This is a genomic window from Legionella taurinensis, assembly GCF_900452865.1.
GTDB classification, from domain to species: Bacteria; Pseudomonadota; Gammaproteobacteria; order Legionellales; family Legionellaceae; genus Legionella_C; species Legionella_C taurinensis.
This window is the reverse complement of sequence record NZ_UGOZ01000001.1, coordinates 1,620,945-1,637,679: the sequence shown is the minus strand read 5'-3', so window position 1 is coordinate 1,637,679 and position 16,735 is coordinate 1,620,945. Positions and strand designations below refer to the sequence as shown.

Here is a 16,735-nt window from a genome sequence, read left to right as displayed (position 1 = left end):
ATGAATAATCCACAGCCTAAAAAGGTTGTCATTGTTGCCGGCGAGGAGTCAGGGGATGCCCATGCCGCGACCCTTGCCTCCAAGCTTCTTGCCTGGGATCCCACGCTTGAATTGAGCGGCATAGGCGGCCGCCACATGCAGCAGGCCGGGGTCAATGTGATTAGCGATTTAGCCAGTTTCGGCGTCACCGGCATTACGGAAGTGGTACGCCATTTCATGGTTATCAAAAAGGCGTGGAAATTAATCAAAAACCACCTGCAAACGGTTCAGCCCGATTTGCTTATTCTCATTGATTACCCCGGGTTTAATTTGCGCCTGGCCCGCTTTGCCAAGCGGGTGTTGGGCTTACGCATTGTTTATTACATCAGTCCGCAAATCTGGGCCTGGAAGGCCAATCGCATCCACACTATCCGGGAATGCGTTGACCACATGGCGGTCATCTTGCCCTTTGAAAAGAGCCTTTATCAACAGGAAAATGTAACCGTCTCGTTTGTCGGCCACCCGCTGGTCAATAAAATACCTCTCTACGACAACCTGGCATCGGTCAGAATGTCCTTGAATTTACCACTTGATAAGCGTCTGATTGCGTTACTTCCAGGCAGCCGCCGCAATGAAATCGACCGGCACATGCCCGTGCTTTTAAAGACCGCTGAGCAGCTTTGTAGACAGTTTAGTAATGTTCATTTCGTCATCCCGATCGCGGCCACCATCGATGCATCCTTGATTCGTTCGTATTTTACCCATAGCCAGGTACCTGTCTCCTTTATTGAAGGCCAGGCAATTGATGCAGCAGCCTGCAGTGATTGTGTGGTCGTGGCGTCCGGCACCGCTTCTCTGGAATGCGCTTTGTTGGCTAAACCCATGTGCATCATCTACAAAGCGTCCTTGTTAACCTACATCGCGGCCACCAAATTGATAAAGGTAAAATACTTAGGGCTGTGTAATCTGTTAAAAAATCAAATGATCGTACCTGAATTATTGCAATATGATTGCAATCCAACCCAGCTTGCGCGCCTCATTGACGACTTATTGCATGATCATGACATGGCTGGGGCCATGGTGCACCGTCTTCAGGTTTTAAAGCGCGAGTTATCCAGTGAGCAGGCAGACTTATCCATTGATGAGTTGATTAAAGAAGAATTGTCGATTTAATTCCCTTAGGTTTTTTATGGGTTTTCGCCTTTTAACGGTGCATAAGGCCTAAATATAATCATTTTTAGCATGGGAAGCATAAAAAAACCCTTTGTTCGTCATTTTTTGGGCATTTTATCCCCTCTTTCACTAAAAAAAGGCTATTATATAGAGAGGTAATTCTGCTTAAGTCAGACTCAAAAGCCTAAGCGTACATTGGCGTTGCTTAAACTCACGGAGGAGTTGCACGATGTCAAATCATTTGAAAGAACCGCTTGATTTTAAAGTCTTGTTTGAATCCACCCCCGACTTATATCTGGTTCTGAACAATGCGCTTCATATTATTGCCGCAAGCGATGCCTATCTGAAAGCCACGCTGGTGACCCGAGAGCAAATCCTTGGCCGCTATATCTTTGATGTATTCCCGGATAATCCCAATGAGCCCAGCCCCACCGGCGTCAATAACCTTCGCGCTTCGTTGCAACGGGTTCTACAAACCAAATCCCCAGACACCATGGCGGTACAAAAATACGATATCCGGATACCCGAGGCAGAGGGGGACGCGTTTGAAGAACGGTACTGGAGTCCAATGAATGTGCCGGTAGTCAATCAAGACAATGAACTGCTCTACATCATCCATCGCGTCAAGGATGTTACCGAATTTATCCACCTGCAACAGGCAGGAACCGAGCAAAATAAACTGACCGAGGAACTGCGTAGCCGTACGGAACGCATGCAGATGGAAATTTTTTTAAGAGCCCAGGAAATTCAGGAAGCCAATAAGCAATTACGAGCAGCGATCAAAGAACTCGAACAAAAGAAAACCCAGCAGGAGGTGTTGTACAGGCAGCTTAAAGAATTAAATCAGTTAAAAACGCAGTTTTTCGCTAACATGAGTCATGAACTGCGTACCCCGCTGTCGCTGATATTGGGACCCCTTGAGAAAATGAAAAAGGACCCCTCCCTGCCCTTGTCCATGCACAAACCCATGGAAATCATCAGCAACAATGCGCATATCCTGTTAAAACACGTGAATGATTTGCTCAATATTGCCAAACTGGACGCCGGAAAAATGGTGCTTAATTATCAGGAAATCAATCTGGCCAAACTGGTGCGCGTCATTGCCGAGAATTTTAACAGCCTCGCAGAAGACAAAGGCATTCATTTTAACGTCCAAAGCCCGCCTATTCTGATTGCTGAAATTGATGCGGAAAAAGTGCAGCATATCCTCCTTAATCTTTTATCCAATGCGTTTAAATTTGTGCCTGCTCATGGCTTGATTGTCTGCAAGGTAACCCACGATGATCACAAAGCCATCATCAGCGTGTGCGATAACGGCCCGGGCATTCCCAAGGAACTCTATGAAGTCATTTTTGAGCGCTTCAGCCAGGTCGAAGGCGGCGAGACACGCAAACACGGCGGTACCGGCTTAGGTCTCGCCATTGTCAAAGATTTTGTTGAACTGCAGAAAGGAAAGGTGTTTGTCAAAGAATCCAAAGCGGGTGGGGCGGAATTCATTGTGGAATTGCCCTTAAGCGCACCTGCAGGCGTATCGGTTGGCCGCGCGTCCTTAGACAGCTACGATCCCGCATTGGATGAGATGAGTAAATCCACCGTGTTGTCATTGAAACCCGTGGCTAAACCCACAGAAACAGCCGAAGTCCAAATCAATATGACAGAAAAACCGACGGTGCTTGTCGTTGAAGACAATATTGACATGAATCGTTTCATTGCGGAGGTATTATCCACTGATTTTCACGTGATCCCCGCCACGGATGGGCTGGAAGGGTTTAATAAAGCCGTAGCCCACAAGCCGGATTTGATTTTATCCGATGCCATGATGCCTCGGATGAGCGGTGAAGAATTAATTGAAAACCTTCGCCAGAGGATCGACTTGGCTGATACGCCTGTGATTCTTCTCACGGCTAAAAACGATGAAGAATTCCGCTTGAAATTACTGCGCAGCGGCGTTCAGGATTACATTACCAAACCCTTTGCCGCCGAGGAACTCAAGGCCCGAATTAATAACTTGATTAATCTTCGCATGGCCAGAAACAAATTAGAGCAAAAAAACATCGAGCTTGAGCAAATCGCCTACTATGATCCATTAACCGGTCTCGCCAATCGCCAGCAATTATTGTCGAGCATGAAGGACTGGCTCAGCAATACCGCCGGACAAACCAAGCTGGCCGTGTTATTCCTCGATTTGGATCGCTTCAAATTAATCAATGATGCCTTGGGGCATAAAATTGGCGACATGCTTTTACAAATCATTGCCAAACGCATCAGCAATGTCATTCAGGCCGGTGATATTGCCACGCGATTGGGCGGGGATGAATTCATTATCATGTTAAAACGGGTTACTGACAGTGTGGGGGCCACCAAAGTCGCCAAACGGATTTTAAGAAAACTCAATGAACCCGTGACGATTGAAGAACACAAATTGTTTGTCACGGGAAGTATCGGCATCAGTATCTGGCCGGATGACGGCACCGATGAGCAGGCTTTAATCAAGCATGCTGACATTGCCATGTATTGTGCCAAAAAAGCGGGACGCAACAACTACCAGTTTTTTAATTATGACATGGTGCATCGTCTGCAGGATAAGCTGGACATTGAAAATCTATTACGCGAAGCACTGGAGCAGGACAAATTGATTCTGCACTACCAACCGCAATACGATTTACGCACCGGACGCATGGTCAGCATCGAAGCATTGTTGCGCCTGCCGTCCCATGACGGCGGGATACTCTACCCTAATCAATTCCTGCCTGTCGCCGAAGAAACCGGGCTTATCAAACCCGTTGGCGAGAGGGCATTTGAACTCGCCTGCATGGAATACAGACAATTCCTGCACAGCATTAAAAAATACAACCACCCCATCAAGCTAGCCGTGAATTTTTCATCTCAGCAGTTGGAAGAATATGATTTTATTCAGACGGTGCAAAACATCATTCAAAAAACCCAGGTAGCCGCCAAACAGCTTGAGTTTGAAATCACCGAAAATTCACTTATCCGCAGCATGGAAAACAGTGAGCGAATTATTCTGCAGCTTAAAGAAATGGGCGTATCGATCACACTGGATGATTTTGGAGTAGGCTTTTCATCATTGAATTACCTGCGGCAACTGCCTCTGGATACCCTGAAACTCGACCCGACTCTGATTAAGAACGTCCCAGGAGACAAGGTGGACTCCGACATCGTCAGCTCCATCATTAACCTGTCTCATGCCATTGGTCTGTCCGTTGTGGCCGAATGTGTTGAAGCCGAACATCAAATTCAGTTTTTAAATCAACATCAATGCGACAAGGTTCAGGGTTTTTATTTTTCAAAGCCGGTGGCTATAGGAGCAGTCATCAAACTTCTGGAAGATAAATCCCCCTGGACAGTGAATCAAACCATCTCAAAATAGGGGATCATGCGCTCTATGGGTATAGAGCGCGGGGATGATCTTATTGACAATTCTGTTTGTATACAGCCACGAGACTATTGGGGTTAAAGACGGATAAATCGGTGTCCGCACTCCACATAATGGCTCCCTTCAGTTGCGTTTTCTTGACGAATGTACACAAGGCCTTGACGGTCTCAGGCGACTGATACCCGACGAATTGTTTTGCCTTGTCACTGTAAAGGTAGGCGCCAGCCACCACCGAATTGCCTTCCTCGTCTTCTGCATTGACTGAATACGTTTGATAACCGAAGTCCTTAATGAGTTTATCAATGCTGTTATACGGTACCATGCCATCCTGATTGCTGTAGGCTGCGGGAAAATGACTTGCCCCTGTCCAGGGTTGTTCAAATCCTGGCTGACTGACATTCTCACCTGCTTCAACCCCGGCATAGCCTCGCCCATAGGCAGCGATACCAACCTGGAGTTTGTCTTTCGGCATACCAAACGACAGGACCTGACGTGTGATTTCATCCGTCCCGTAATTGATGGCAAATTCATCCTTGTGCTGGCTTTGCGGCTGTATGAGGTACGCATGCAAGGCGGTGTAGGGGTCGCTGTCATGCCCCCAGGGGCCATGCAAATCATACGTCATTAAATTTACGCTGTTGACGTAAGGCGCTATCGTTTTAAACCATCCACCCTCCACCGATTGATCGATGGCGGTTAAGTAGTCTTTATTGACGGTGATCGTGACTGAGATGTACGCGTCCTTGCCTAATTTACTTCGGCTGGCTTTAATGAGGTTAAACAGTTTTTTGTAATCGCTTAATGTGCGTGAATCCGGTGGCAGCTGACCGCCCGTCTGTAAGTCAATGGGTGGCTCAAAATCGTAGTCGACGCCTTTTAAGTTTTTAAAATTCGTCATCCAGGCGCTTAATTGATTTAAAAATTTATCCTGGTTGGCAAAAATAGCGTCATAAGTCGCGGTGCTGACGGCTTTGTTCTCGGGCGTATTGGCCCCGCCGATGGCAATGATGCGTTTGGCCGTGAATTTATTGGAATTGATAAAAGCGCCAAAACTGTTAAGTTGCCCTACCCCTTTTTGGTCGGTGTAATTAAACAACTCTTTTGCGCCCGTATTGCCATTGGTCTGGACCGCGGAACAGGCGCCTTCATTCGCTTTACAGAAGGTGAGGAACGCTTTGGTTTCCGGAGGAAGATTGCTTATCCAGGAGCCTTCGAGCGGCAACTCAGCCCACAAGTCGTCAAAGTGCATCAAGCCATCCCAGCGTTTTGGAATAGCGTATTTGGCCTGCTCAGGATCATTGGAATTCCACACCTGCATAAAACTCCAGACAACCACATCGGCTTTGTTGAATTGAGCTACCATGTCCGGGTTACTGACGTATTTCAGTTGCCCATAAGGCTGATTGTTTTTGTAGGCACCATCGTACTCATAGGGGTTCTGCCCATACATGGACCAACTGGTGGTATACAGGGTTAAATCAGCATGCGCATAGACAGGAAGCACACTGATCGCAGTCACTAACAACTTTTTAAATGGATTCATAATCGCCCCTTGGTTATAACTGCCTAAATTTTACCCTCAAAGGAGCGCTTTTGATCACTGTCATTTCTGACAGGGGTATTAAAGGGGCAACAACTGCAGGGTCATGGCTTTGGACAAAGCCTGGTATTTGTTTTTAACGCCAAGCTTCTTATTCAGTTTCTGAATATGAAAATTGATTGTTCTTTCGGTTAATTCCAGGGCCTGAGCCATTTCCCGTACAGAGTATTGACGGGCGATTAACAGCAGGCACTGAATTTCGCGTTGCGTGAGTTTAAAACTTTGTTGCTCGCTGACCTGTTCAAACAAATGCGTCTGCAGGTAATGGTAATAAAGTTGGGCGGCCACCATGAATTCATAGTGGCGATTCGGTTGCTCAAGACCACACTGTTGGCCCTGCATTTGAACCAGCAGCAAAATGGCAAAATTATTATGGGCACCGTGGATGGGAATGGACAAGCCGCATTCTGCGCCAAAGGCAATGGAATCAAGACGCATTTGCCGCTCGGAGTCGGACGTGGCCTGCCGCAATTGCTGCTGTAAGTTCCAATACACCGGCAATTGATTGTTATAGGTATAGCGCAGGGTATTGTCAATGTTGTTGTAATTTTCTGCGAGGTAATGATCATGCCAGGATTTAAAGTTGGCGGAGCACGTGTCGTATTTTAACTGATTGACCGCGACAGGATTGTAGGCGTAATAAGTAAAGGAAAACGTGGTGATCCCTCTCTTTGCTAAAAAATGCCTTAAGGCGTCATCGCATGCCGAAACAGTGCCGGCATTGATTAAGGCCTGCTCAAATTGTTCCATCGACTCATCCACAATCACTGCCTTGCATACCCCCGTACGCTTAGTTTAAATCGTTTACAACAAATCACCAAACCAGGGGTTAAATCTACCGCCTGACAACGGCATTCCAAGCGAATCATTCTGATTTATTCCGCTATAACTTATTGAATAATTGACAATAAAAAGCATTTTGCTAAAATGCTCTGGCAAAATAACCAAGGGAGTCGTTATGGGCAAGAAGTCATTTACTGCAATGCTGATTGCAGGCGGTTTGGTCATTTGTAATCCATTATTTTCTGCAACTTTTTTCCACAAATTTATTCCAGCACCCGTTCAAAAATCCTTAAAATCCGTTCAACAGGTCAGAGACAACGAAGGCGACAAACACCTCGCTGACTTTGCTGGAACCTGGGTGGGTCAGTGCGACAACGACGAGGACAAGGATACACTGGTTATCGCCAATGATGATTTTGGCCTGACCATCGATGGGTTGCACTTCTCAACCGAGACATTAGAAACACATGCTCTTTCCGAGCAGACAGCTACTGTTTTTATGCACACCGTCATGGAATGGCAACAGGATTATTCAGCGCTGTTGTTGAAAGTGGTGTATGTTTTGCGCTCACCCGCATTTGATTTCAATATGATGGGCTATGAAGAAGGCACCCTGGCGGTTAAAGACAATCAACTGTCAATGACCCTCACTTCGCAATCTCCGGAAGGCAAGGAAGTCGTTTCTTGTGTCTATACTAAGCAATAATTTCTGAATTGTGATCAGAAACTGTCTTATTATACTCGGGTGTCTAATCCCCTCTTTGTTTAGACACCCACGATCCCTGTGAATGGATTAGCCGACCTATCCTGCCCATAACTCATCATGAACCGTGTATACACCGAGAACGCCTAACTCGTCATTGCTGCTGCTATCCAGGGCACTGCCAACCTGCCATTGCGTCTCATCAGTCACCGCATAGCCTGTGATAACCTGAGAAATAACTGCATCGGTACTCGTTGTCAGCGTTCCCGTGGTAACCGACGCGGTATCAGATACACTGATCGTTGTTGTGTTACCTGTCGTGAGTGTAGTGTTCGCGGTAGCAACACTTCCGATACTTACGCCGCTGTCGACTGTAGCGGTACCATCACTTCCAGTGCTCACGGCAGTGCCCGCGGTAGTGCTCACGGCAGTCCCCGCGGTAGCGGTACCATCACTTCCAGTGCTCACCGCAGTGCCCGCGGTAGTGCTCACGGCAGTCCCCGCGGTAGCGGTACCATCACTTCCAGTGCTCACCGCAGTGCCCGCGGTAGTGCTCACGGCAGTCCCCGCGGTAGCGGTACCATCACTTCCAGTGCTCACCGCATTGCCCGCGGTAGTACTCACGGCAGTCCCCGCGGTAGCGGTACCATCACTTCCAGTGCTCACAGCAGTGCCCGCGGTAGTGCTCACGGCAGTCCCCGCGGTAGCGGTACCATCGCCTCCGGTGTTCACACCGCTACCGGCTGTGGCTGAACCATCGTTCCCGGTGTTCACGCCGCTGCCGGATGTGGCTGAACCATCGTTCCCAGTGTTCACACCGCTGCCGGCTGTGGCTGAACCATCGCTTCCGGTGTTCACACCGCTACCGGCTGTGGCTGAACCATCGTTCCCGGTGTTCACGCCGCTGCCGGATGTGGCTGAACCATCATTTCCATTGCCATTATTACTTCCACCGCCGGGAGCTGAACCATCGTCTCCACTTCCATTGTTGCCTCCATTCCCTGGACCAGAACCATTGTCATCTCCGCCGCCAGAATTGCCATTGTTAGAGGACGTCACGTTAATCAGGATTGTTCCCTGTGCGTCAGTATGACCATCCGTCAACGTGTAGGTCATTGTTGTTTGTCCACTAAAAGAGGAGGTTGGGATATACTTCACACCAGTAATCGCACCCGTTGCATCCCGCAAAAGTTCTATAGTGCCATTCCCTCCCGTTATATCGGTAATCGATAAACTATCGCCATCCGCATCCGTGTCATTGGTCAAGAGGTCATTGGTCGAAATAACAAGTTCTCCGCTGGTTGAAAACCCATCATCAACAGCGATGGGTTCATCATTAACGGAGTTGACGTGAAGCGTTACTGTAGCAACACTCGTGCCTCCCAGGCCATTGGCGATAGTGTATTTGAACGTATCCGTTCCGTGGTAGTTATTCACAGGCACATAGGTAATAACACCATTGCTAAAAGTTAAATTCCCCGAACCGGTGTAATCAACGCTCAGAATGGCATTACCCCCTTTGTCATTCGCCAACAATTGCGCTGCCGGAATGACAAAGGGTGTATCCTCCTGCGTATTGATGACGTCATCGATGGCGATGCTCGGAGAAACCGGCACGCCTTTTATTTTTATCACCAGTTTTTCAATGCCCTTGATAGTCAAATTCCATCCCGGGACGTACCCTCCAAAAGAGAATTGGGTTCCGGCAGGCAAGGCTTTGCTGGTTACGGCATTGAGCGCAGTTTGGACATCGGCACGTGCCAGAAAACTTTGAGAAACCTCAAGAATGAGGGTGTCAATACCCCGACCGCCGTCATAGATATCGAACTTGCCTTGATCATGAACAACATCATGAATGATGGTGTCGTTACCCGATCCTGCATAAATACGATCGGATCCTGCGCCGCCTCGGAGTGTATCCTTGCCAGAACCACCGAACAGACTGTCGTTTCCCGCACCACCATTGAGCGTATTTGTACCAAAAAAACAAAGCAGAAAATCATTTCCTGCGCCACCATTTAATACATTGACAGCTTTGCTGCCAATCTTGATTGCCATGATGAATACCTCTAAACAAAGCCTCCCTGCTGAACAACTTATTTAAATTATAGACATGCTCAGATAATGCGCAACCACTGCGTACGCAGTATTCATCAGTCTGCAAAACCGAGACAGCGTCTGCTCGAATTACTGCAGGGAAAAGAAGTTTCTGTGCTTTTAAGTTGATAGGTAATTGAGGATGGTGAACGATTTATAATTTTTGATTCATCAGTACAGATTAGAGCTGCACATAAAAAAACACAGCTACTCGTGCGCGGCAATACGAAATTCTTTTTCGATTATCTTTGTTCTGTTATTAGTAATTTTGCCGCTTAAGTTGCCGAATTTTCCTTGTGCCTGCGTTAACATCCAGACAAAAAGAGATTCCAGATCATTTCCAGAATGCTTAATTATTTCAAATTCATCAAAATAAATTGTCGCAGTATAGGTCGACATCGTAATTCCTCGATTGCATGCAGAGAAAGCCGCATGATTCATGCGGCAATTGAACAGGTATAATGTGATAACAGTCTTTGGAAGGTGTAAAAGAAATGTTTATACTCTTTAATTATAGTACACTAAGAGGACAATCCTTTAAGTGAGCCTAAATCCTGCGCATGGCTAAGGCCAGGAAAATATAAGACCAACCGTTAATTAACATTTCAATCGCAATAAATAAACCAATCACCCAAAAACCGCTCATTGGCCATTGCACCAAAATCAGAATCCCTAAAATTAAGGCGGCAATTCCTGCCAATAACAACCAATACCAGCCTGTGGACTCTCGTATAGAAAAGGCCATAATGCAACGCGCTATACCAATAATGATAAGCAACCAGGCAATCATGGCCGTAATCACCACAGAGGCAAGGACGGGATCATAAATCATGAGGCCGCCGGCAAGAATATAAAAGAGCGCAATCAGAAGGTGCCATATGAAGGCTTTCCAGCCCCGGCATTTGAAGGAATCGACGACTTGAATGACACCGCCGACAATCAATAAAACGCCTATGAGAAGCACACTGGCTAAGGTGAGACCAACAACCATTCCAAGGCCAATGACCCCAAGCAGAACAAATAAAATACCCAGCGCAAGTAACCAACCCCAATTGCGGTGAAGCTCCTGACGAACGTTAACAGACAGATTATCTCGATTTGTCATGATATATCCCTATTGATGTGACAATTAAACTATAACCTAAAAAGGGAAGGATGTTGAGCGTTCCCCCACACCCATTTTGACATCACAATGAGAGCAAATCGCTTTGATTTTGCCAGCGTAATCCCTCGCTGAAATCTAGATTATCAATTAGCCTTCATGTACAATTAATTTTGCTTTCGAGGAGATCGGAAGTAATTGGATAATGATTTAACTAAAATAAGGAAGTTACGATGAATGTCATTGATACACAAGCGACTACTCAAAGTGTTAAACAAGAGCAAGGCTTGCAGGATTTGGTTTACAATTTAGTCTCACGTTTTCTTGCAGAAAATAAAAGCAAAAACATTGATGATCTTTATGACATGATTCTCTCTGAAGTTGAACCCCCTCTTTTACAAGCTGTCATGGAGAAACGCCGTGGCAATCAACTGCAAGCCGCCAAAATGCTGGGCATCAGTCGTGGCACAATCAGAAAAAAATTACAGCGTTATTTTGGTACAAAATATTTTCGCTTAACAGACGAATAAAAAAACAATGCAAAAAGAAAAGGCTCGTTTAACGAGCCTTTTTTATTCACACCCTGTCGGAGCCAGCTTAGCACCAGTTCCGACAGCTTTTTAGGCCGTGACCAATAATTTGTTCACACGGCTTACGAAATCGGCCGGATTATCCAGTTGCCCGCCTTCGGCAAGAACGGCCTGCTCGAAAAGTACAATAACCCATTCTGCGAACTGCTCATCATCATTGAGGCTGTGCAGGCGTTTAACCAGAGCGTGCTCAGGGTTAATTTCAAAAATTGGCTTGGTCATGGGCACCTGTTGGCCTGCAGCCTGAAGTATTCGCTGCATTTCCAATCCCATGTCCTGATCATCTGCCACAACGCAGGCTGGTGAATCCGTGAGACGGTGGGTCAGGGCCACGTCTTTAACCCGCTCACCCAGGACCTCTTTGATGTGCTTGAGCATCGGCGCTAACGACTCTTCTTTTTCTTTAACTTCCGGTGATTCTTCTTGATCAAGATCAATTTTACCCTTGCTGATGGATTGCAGTTTTTTACCCTCAAACTCGCTTAAATAACCAACCAGCCACTCATCAATTCGATCGCTCAACAGCAGCACTTCAATGCCTTTTTTCTTAAAAATTTCAAGGTGCGGGCTATGTTTGGCTGCATTATAACTTGAGGCAGTAATGTAATAGATTTTATCCTGCCCTTCCTTCATCCGTGACACATAATCCATTAAGGTGACGTCCTGTTTTTCAGAATCGCGGTGCGTGGATGTAAAGCGCAACAGTTTGGCAATGGTTTCACGGTTGGCAAAATCTTCCACCGGTCCTTCTTTCATCACCAGTCCGAATTCATTCCAGAACTTCTGATAGCTTTCCGGATCCTGTGTACTTAATTTCTCAAGCATGGACAATACGCGCTTGGTTGAAGCTGACTTAATGGCTTCCACCTGTTTATTGTCCTGCAGAATTTCTCGCGAAACGTTCAAAGGCAAATCACTGGCATCAATAATACCTTTTACAAATCGCAGGTAACGCGGTAAAAACTGGGCTGCGTCATCGAGAATAAAAACGCGTTTGACGTACAATTTTAAACCATGCTTCATCTCCTGCTGCCAGAGATCAAAGGGGGCATGCGATGGAATGTACAACAGACTGATGTAATCCTGCTTACCCTCCACATGGTTATGGGACCAGGTTAATGGGTCCTGATAATCATGGGAAATGTGTTTGTATAAGGCTTTATAATCCTCGTCGCTGATTTCTGATTTTTGCTGAGTCCATAACGCGGTCGCCTTGTTCACCGTTTCAAAGTCGCTGCTTTCCTTACCCTCTTCATCCGCCATCTTTTTCATTGAAATGGGCCAGCAAATGTGATCAGAGTATTTGCTGATGATGCTGCGAATCCGCCAGTCACTCAGGAATTCGCTTTCTTCGTCTTTAAGATTAAGCGTAATTTCAGTGCCGCGTTCGTTGCGTTTTTCCTGAGCAATAGTAAATTCCCCGTCGCCTTTTGACTCCCAGACAATCCCTTCCTCAGCACTTAAGCCGGCACGGCGGCTTTTGACAGTCACTTTATCCGCTACAATAAAGGCGGAATAAAATCCAACGCCAAACTGACCAATTAAATGTGAATCCTTGGCGTTATCACCGGTCATGTGGCTTAAAAATTCTTTCGTTCCTGATTTGGCAATGGTTCCGAGATTCTCAACAGCCTCATCCCAGCTCATGCCGATGCCATTGTCTTTAATGGTGATGGTTTTCAATTTTTCGTTGTGTTCAACGGTAATGCGTAAATCCGAATCATTTTCATAGAGCGCGGAATTGGACAAGGCAAGAAAACGAAGTTTATCGAGCGCATCCGAACTGTTGGAGATCAACTCCCTTAAGAAAATCTCTTTGTTGCTATAGAGCGAATGCACAACCAAATGCAGCATTTGTTTGACTTCGGTTTGAAATCCCATTGTTTGTTGCTTTTGCGCCATCTTTGTCAATCTCCACTGAGTCGTAACTGAGTCCACTGAAAAGCGATTGGCCTGTTTTCACAAGCCAATCGCGAATAAGCTCTATATAGGGATGAAACACCCTTTTTCAAGGGTTAGTTGGCGGTATTTTTAGGCTTGGTTTGCGGCACCATGCCCACTCTGGGCCGATGCATGAAGACGGTGATCATTTCACTGGTGCTTAGCACATTCCCTTCCTCATCCACGGCCTGTACCGCGATCGTATGGGAACCGCGCTTCACATCATTCAAGGCGAAGACCGTGGTCGCCTGGGGCTCGCCCAAAGGCTCACCATCATAGAGTATCTGTAGTTTATCACCGGACTTTAATTCCGGGGAAATTTCTACAATCACGGGAACATACCCTTGGCTGTTACGGATGGTCGCCTCATCAATCGGTTGAGCAATGCGAAGAACCTTGTACCCTCTTTCAGCATCGTTCGCCTGCGCTTTGTCAGGAGGCGGAGCATTGTTGTTTTGTGCCGGCGGGGTAAAGGTCTGCGATGCGGGCAAATTAATTTCTTCAGACCCCTGATGGGGTTGATCACTGAAATGGACATTCCCCTCACTGTCTGTCCACTTGTAAATCTCGGCATGTAAGGATCCCACAGCCAAAATCATGCAAATTAAATAGCCGAATGTTCGCATCGCATTTCCTTATTCATTTCCTTATAAACTGTAATAAAGCTCGAATTCAAACGGATGAACCAAGCTTCTTACCTGTGAAATTTCGGCTTCCCGCAATTGAATGTAGCTATTGATAAAATCACGACTGAACACATCCCCCTGCAGCAGAAACTCGTGATCCTGGCGGAGGTAGTCGACGGCTTGCTCTAATGAACCGCATACGGTAGGAATATCCACCAGCTCTTCGGGCGGTAAATCATACAAATCCTTGTCCATGGGTTGACCCGGGTGAATTTTTTTCTGAATACCATCAATGCCGGCCATGACCATTGCCGAGAAAGCCAGGTAGGGATTGGCTGTCGGATCGGGGAAACGGACTTCGATACGGCGTCCCTTGGGATTATTCACATGGGGAATACGGATGGCCGCAGATCGGTTACGAGCGGAGTAAGCCAACAGCACGGGAGCCTCAAAACCAGGAACCAGACGTTTGTAGCTGTTGGTTGATGGGTTGGTGAACGCATTCAAGGCGCGGGCATGTTTAATAATTCCCCCAATAAAAAACAGCGCCGTTTCAGATAAGCCCGCATACTGCTCACCCGCAAAAAGGTTAACACCGTCTTTGGCGAGGGACATGTGGCAGTGCATGCCGCTGCCGTTATCACCCACTAGAGGCTTGGGCATAAAGGTGGCCGTCTTACCGTAATTATGTGCCACATTGTGAATGACGTATTTCAAAACCTGCAATTGATCGGCTTTACGGGTAACCGTGTCAAACCGCGTCGCCACTTCACATTGGTTGCCGGTCGCGACTTCATGATGATGCGCTTCAACCGGAATGCCCAGGGCTTCAAGCGTTAAGCAAATGGCTGAGCGGATATCCTGTGAAGAATCCACCGGAGGGACTGGGAAATAGCCCCCTTTGATGCTTGGACGATGACCGATGTTGCCGCCTTCAAACACCTTGCCGGAATTCCATTGGGCTTCGGAAGAGTCAATCTTATAGAATGAACCGCTCATGGACGTTTCCCATCGAACATCATCAAAAAGGAAAAATTCAGGCTCAGGCCCGATGTAAGCGACATCCGCAATACGGGTCGAAATTAAATATTTTTCAGCACGCATCGCCAGCGAGCGGGGATCACGGTCATACCCCAACATGGTCTGTGGATCAACAACATTGCAACGGACGATAAGGGTGCTGTCCTGATAAAACGGATCGGGAAGTATGGTGTCCAAATCAGGCATCAGCGCCAGATCGGATTGATGTATTTTTTGCCAACCCTTGATGGAGGAACCATCAAACATCTTGCCATTCTCTATGAAATCATCATCAATGGCCGATACTGGAAGCGTAATGTGTTGTTCTTTGCCTCGCGTGTCCGTGAAACGAAGGTCAATAAATTTAGCATCATGTTCTTTTATTGCCTTTAAAATCAAATTATCGCCCATTATTTTCTCCAGGATTGACTTCAAGCCAAAAGTGTACCGCAGTGACAGATTAAACCCAATAGATTAAACTGCTTTGACGTATTCTTTTGTGGTGATCATGGGCGCTTATCAATATCAGGCTTTAACCAAATCCGGAGGGACCAATAAAGGCATTATTGAGGCCGATTCGGAACGCCATGCCCGGCAGCTGCTCCGCGATCAGGGCCTTATTCCGGTGCAAATCCAGACGCAGGCCAGGCAGAAACAAACCCGTCATTCAGCCAAAATTTCTGCTCAGGATTTGTCCTTGTTTACCCGCCAGCTGGCCACCCTGCTCGCAGCAGGCATTCCGGTTGAAGAGTCTTTGCGCGGCGTCAGCGAACAAACGGAAAAAGATAAAGTCCGAGCCTTAATCATTGGGGTACGCTCCAAAGTACTCGAAGGTTACGGCCTGGCTCAATCCATGAATGAATTTCCCCAGGCTTTTCCTGAATTGTACCGTGCCACAGTGGCTGCCGGCGAACAAACCGGTCGTCTTGACATTGTTCTTGAGAAGCTTGCGGATTACACCGAAAATCAACAGGGTACCCGTCAAAAAGTACAGCAGGCCCTCATTTATCCGACATTGATGATCCTGGTTTCCGCCGCCATCATCAGCTTTCTATTGGCCTTTGTTGTACCTAAAATCATTGAGGTATTCACTTCAAGCGGTCAATCGCTGCCCGCCATGACAAAAGTATTGATCAACATGAGCGATTTTATTAAAGCGTACGGACTCCTCCTGGCCGGCGCCATAATACTCGCTTTTATCGGGTTTAAAAGAAGCCTTAAAAACGTAAAAATCCGTATGCTCTGGCACCGTCTTTTACTTAAACTCCCGGTCAGCTCTTACCTGGTTCGCTCAGTGAATGTGGCACGCTACATCCACACCTTTGGTATTCTTTTCGCAGCCGGGGTCAGCGTACTCGAAACCATGCGCGTCTCTGCAAGCCTGGTGACCAATCTTGTCATGCGCACCGCCTTTGATGCAGCCACTGCCCGCGTTCGGGAAGGGACTGCCATTCATCAGGCCTTAAAGGACACTCATTTCCTAAGCCCCATGGCCACTCACTTAATCGCCAGCGGCGAAAAAAGCGGCCAGATTGCCACCATGATGGAACGCGCGGCCCACCATCTGGACAATGAAGTGCAACGTCTGATCGACACGGCCCTGACGCTGCTTGAACCCCTGGTTATCCTGCTGATGGGCGCTGTGGTATTATTTATAGTATTGGCAACCCTGTTACCTATTTTTTCCATGGAGCAATTGGTTGCCTGATTTTTTCTTTGGCTTG

Annotated in this window: 13 protein-coding genes; 5 read left to right on the top strand and 8 right to left on the bottom strand. The window is 47.0% G+C overall.

Annotation, left to right across the window (positions count from 1 at the left end):
• Both lpxB and DYE45_RS07590 read left to right on the top strand, forming a co-directional pair.
• Complete coding sequence (lpxB, locus tag DYE45_RS07595; protein WP_115300707.1) at positions 1 to 1,152, top strand: lipid-A-disaccharide synthase; 1,152 nt, start codon at positions 1 to 3, stop codon at positions 1,150 to 1,152.
• 229 nt (positions 1,153 to 1,381) lie between these two features.
• Positions 1,382 to 4,543, top strand: coding sequence for an EAL domain-containing protein (locus DYE45_RS07590; RefSeq protein ID WP_115300706.1), 3,162 nt, complete (start codon positions 1,382 to 1,384; stop codon positions 4,541 to 4,543).
• Between the two features lie 40 nt (positions 4,544 to 4,583).
• On the opposite strand, the gene DYE45_RS07585 is transcribed toward DYE45_RS07590, so the two are convergent.
• Both DYE45_RS07585 and DYE45_RS07580 read right to left on the bottom strand, forming a co-directional pair.
• A complete protein-coding gene (locus tag DYE45_RS07585; protein WP_108291526.1) occupies positions 4,584 to 6,092 on the bottom strand; it encodes a glycosyl hydrolase family 18 protein in 1,509 nt (502 codons plus the stop codon).
• Between the two features lie 78 nt (positions 6,093 to 6,170).
• Positions 6,171 to 6,911, bottom strand: a complete 741-nt coding sequence (locus DYE45_RS07580) for a helix-turn-helix transcriptional regulator (protein WP_242602637.1) — start codon at positions 6,909 to 6,911, stop codon at positions 6,171 to 6,173.
• Between the two features lie 196 nt (positions 6,912 to 7,107).
• Here DYE45_RS07580 and DYE45_RS07575 point away from each other — a divergent pair, with 196 nt between their 5' ends.
• Positions 7,108 to 7,638 (top strand): hypothetical protein, encoded by a 531-nt coding sequence (locus tag DYE45_RS07575; RefSeq protein WP_108291530.1) that lies wholly within the window; start codon positions 7,108 to 7,110, stop codon positions 7,636 to 7,638.
• 96 nt (positions 7,639 to 7,734) lie between these two features.
• Here DYE45_RS07575 and DYE45_RS07570 read toward each other — a convergent pair whose 3' ends face one another.
• From DYE45_RS07570 to DYE45_RS07555, 3 genes are all read right to left on the bottom strand, one after another.
• The gene (locus tag DYE45_RS07570) at positions 7,735 to 9,693 is read right to left on the bottom strand and encodes a beta strand repeat-containing protein (RefSeq protein ID WP_160160698.1); all 1,959 of its coding nucleotides are present in this window, start codon (positions 9,691 to 9,693) and stop codon (positions 7,735 to 7,737) included.
• A 246-nt stretch (positions 9,694 to 9,939) separates the two neighbouring features.
• Complete coding sequence (locus DYE45_RS07560; RefSeq protein WP_058526313.1) at positions 9,940 to 10,131, bottom strand: hypothetical protein; 192 nt, start codon at positions 10,129 to 10,131, stop codon at positions 9,940 to 9,942.
• Positions 10,132 to 10,279: 148 nt separating this feature from the next.
• Complete coding sequence (locus tag DYE45_RS07555) at positions 10,280 to 10,837, bottom strand: HdeD family acid-resistance protein (RefSeq protein WP_115300704.1); 558 nt, start codon at positions 10,835 to 10,837, stop codon at positions 10,280 to 10,282.
• A 230-nt stretch (positions 10,838 to 11,067) separates the two neighbouring features.
• Here DYE45_RS07555 and DYE45_RS07550 point away from each other — a divergent pair, with 230 nt between their 5' ends.
• Positions 11,068 to 11,364 (top strand): helix-turn-helix domain-containing protein, encoded by a 297-nt coding sequence (locus DYE45_RS07550; RefSeq protein ID WP_058526311.1) that lies wholly within the window; start codon positions 11,068 to 11,070, stop codon positions 11,362 to 11,364.
• Between the two features lie 90 nt (positions 11,365 to 11,454).
• Here the strand turns inward: DYE45_RS07550 and htpG are convergent, their stop codons facing one another.
• The 3 genes from htpG to glnA form a co-directional block, all read right to left on the bottom strand.
• Positions 11,455 to 13,326 (bottom strand): molecular chaperone HtpG, encoded by a 1,872-nt coding sequence (gene htpG / locus DYE45_RS07545; protein WP_115300703.1) that lies wholly within the window; start codon positions 13,324 to 13,326, stop codon positions 11,455 to 11,457.
• 113 nt (positions 13,327 to 13,439) lie between these two features.
• Positions 13,440 to 13,991 carry a DUF4124 domain-containing protein gene (locus tag DYE45_RS07540; protein WP_108291538.1) on the bottom strand — a complete coding sequence of 184 codons (552 nt, stop codon included), beginning with the start codon at positions 13,989 to 13,991 and terminating at the stop codon, positions 13,440 to 13,442.
• A 21-nt stretch (positions 13,992 to 14,012) separates the two neighbouring features.
• Positions 14,013 to 15,422, bottom strand: coding sequence for a type I glutamate--ammonia ligase (glnA, locus tag DYE45_RS07535; RefSeq protein ID WP_108291540.1), 1,410 nt, complete (start codon positions 15,420 to 15,422; stop codon positions 14,013 to 14,015).
• Positions 15,423 to 15,519: 97 nt separating this feature from the next.
• Between glnA and lspF the strand changes: the two genes are divergently transcribed.
• Positions 15,520 to 16,719 (top strand): GspF family T2SS innner membrane protein variant LspF, encoded by a 1,200-nt coding sequence (gene lspF, locus DYE45_RS07530; RefSeq protein WP_115300702.1) that lies wholly within the window; start codon positions 15,520 to 15,522, stop codon positions 16,717 to 16,719.
• Positions 16,720 to 16,735: the final 16 nt, after the last annotated feature.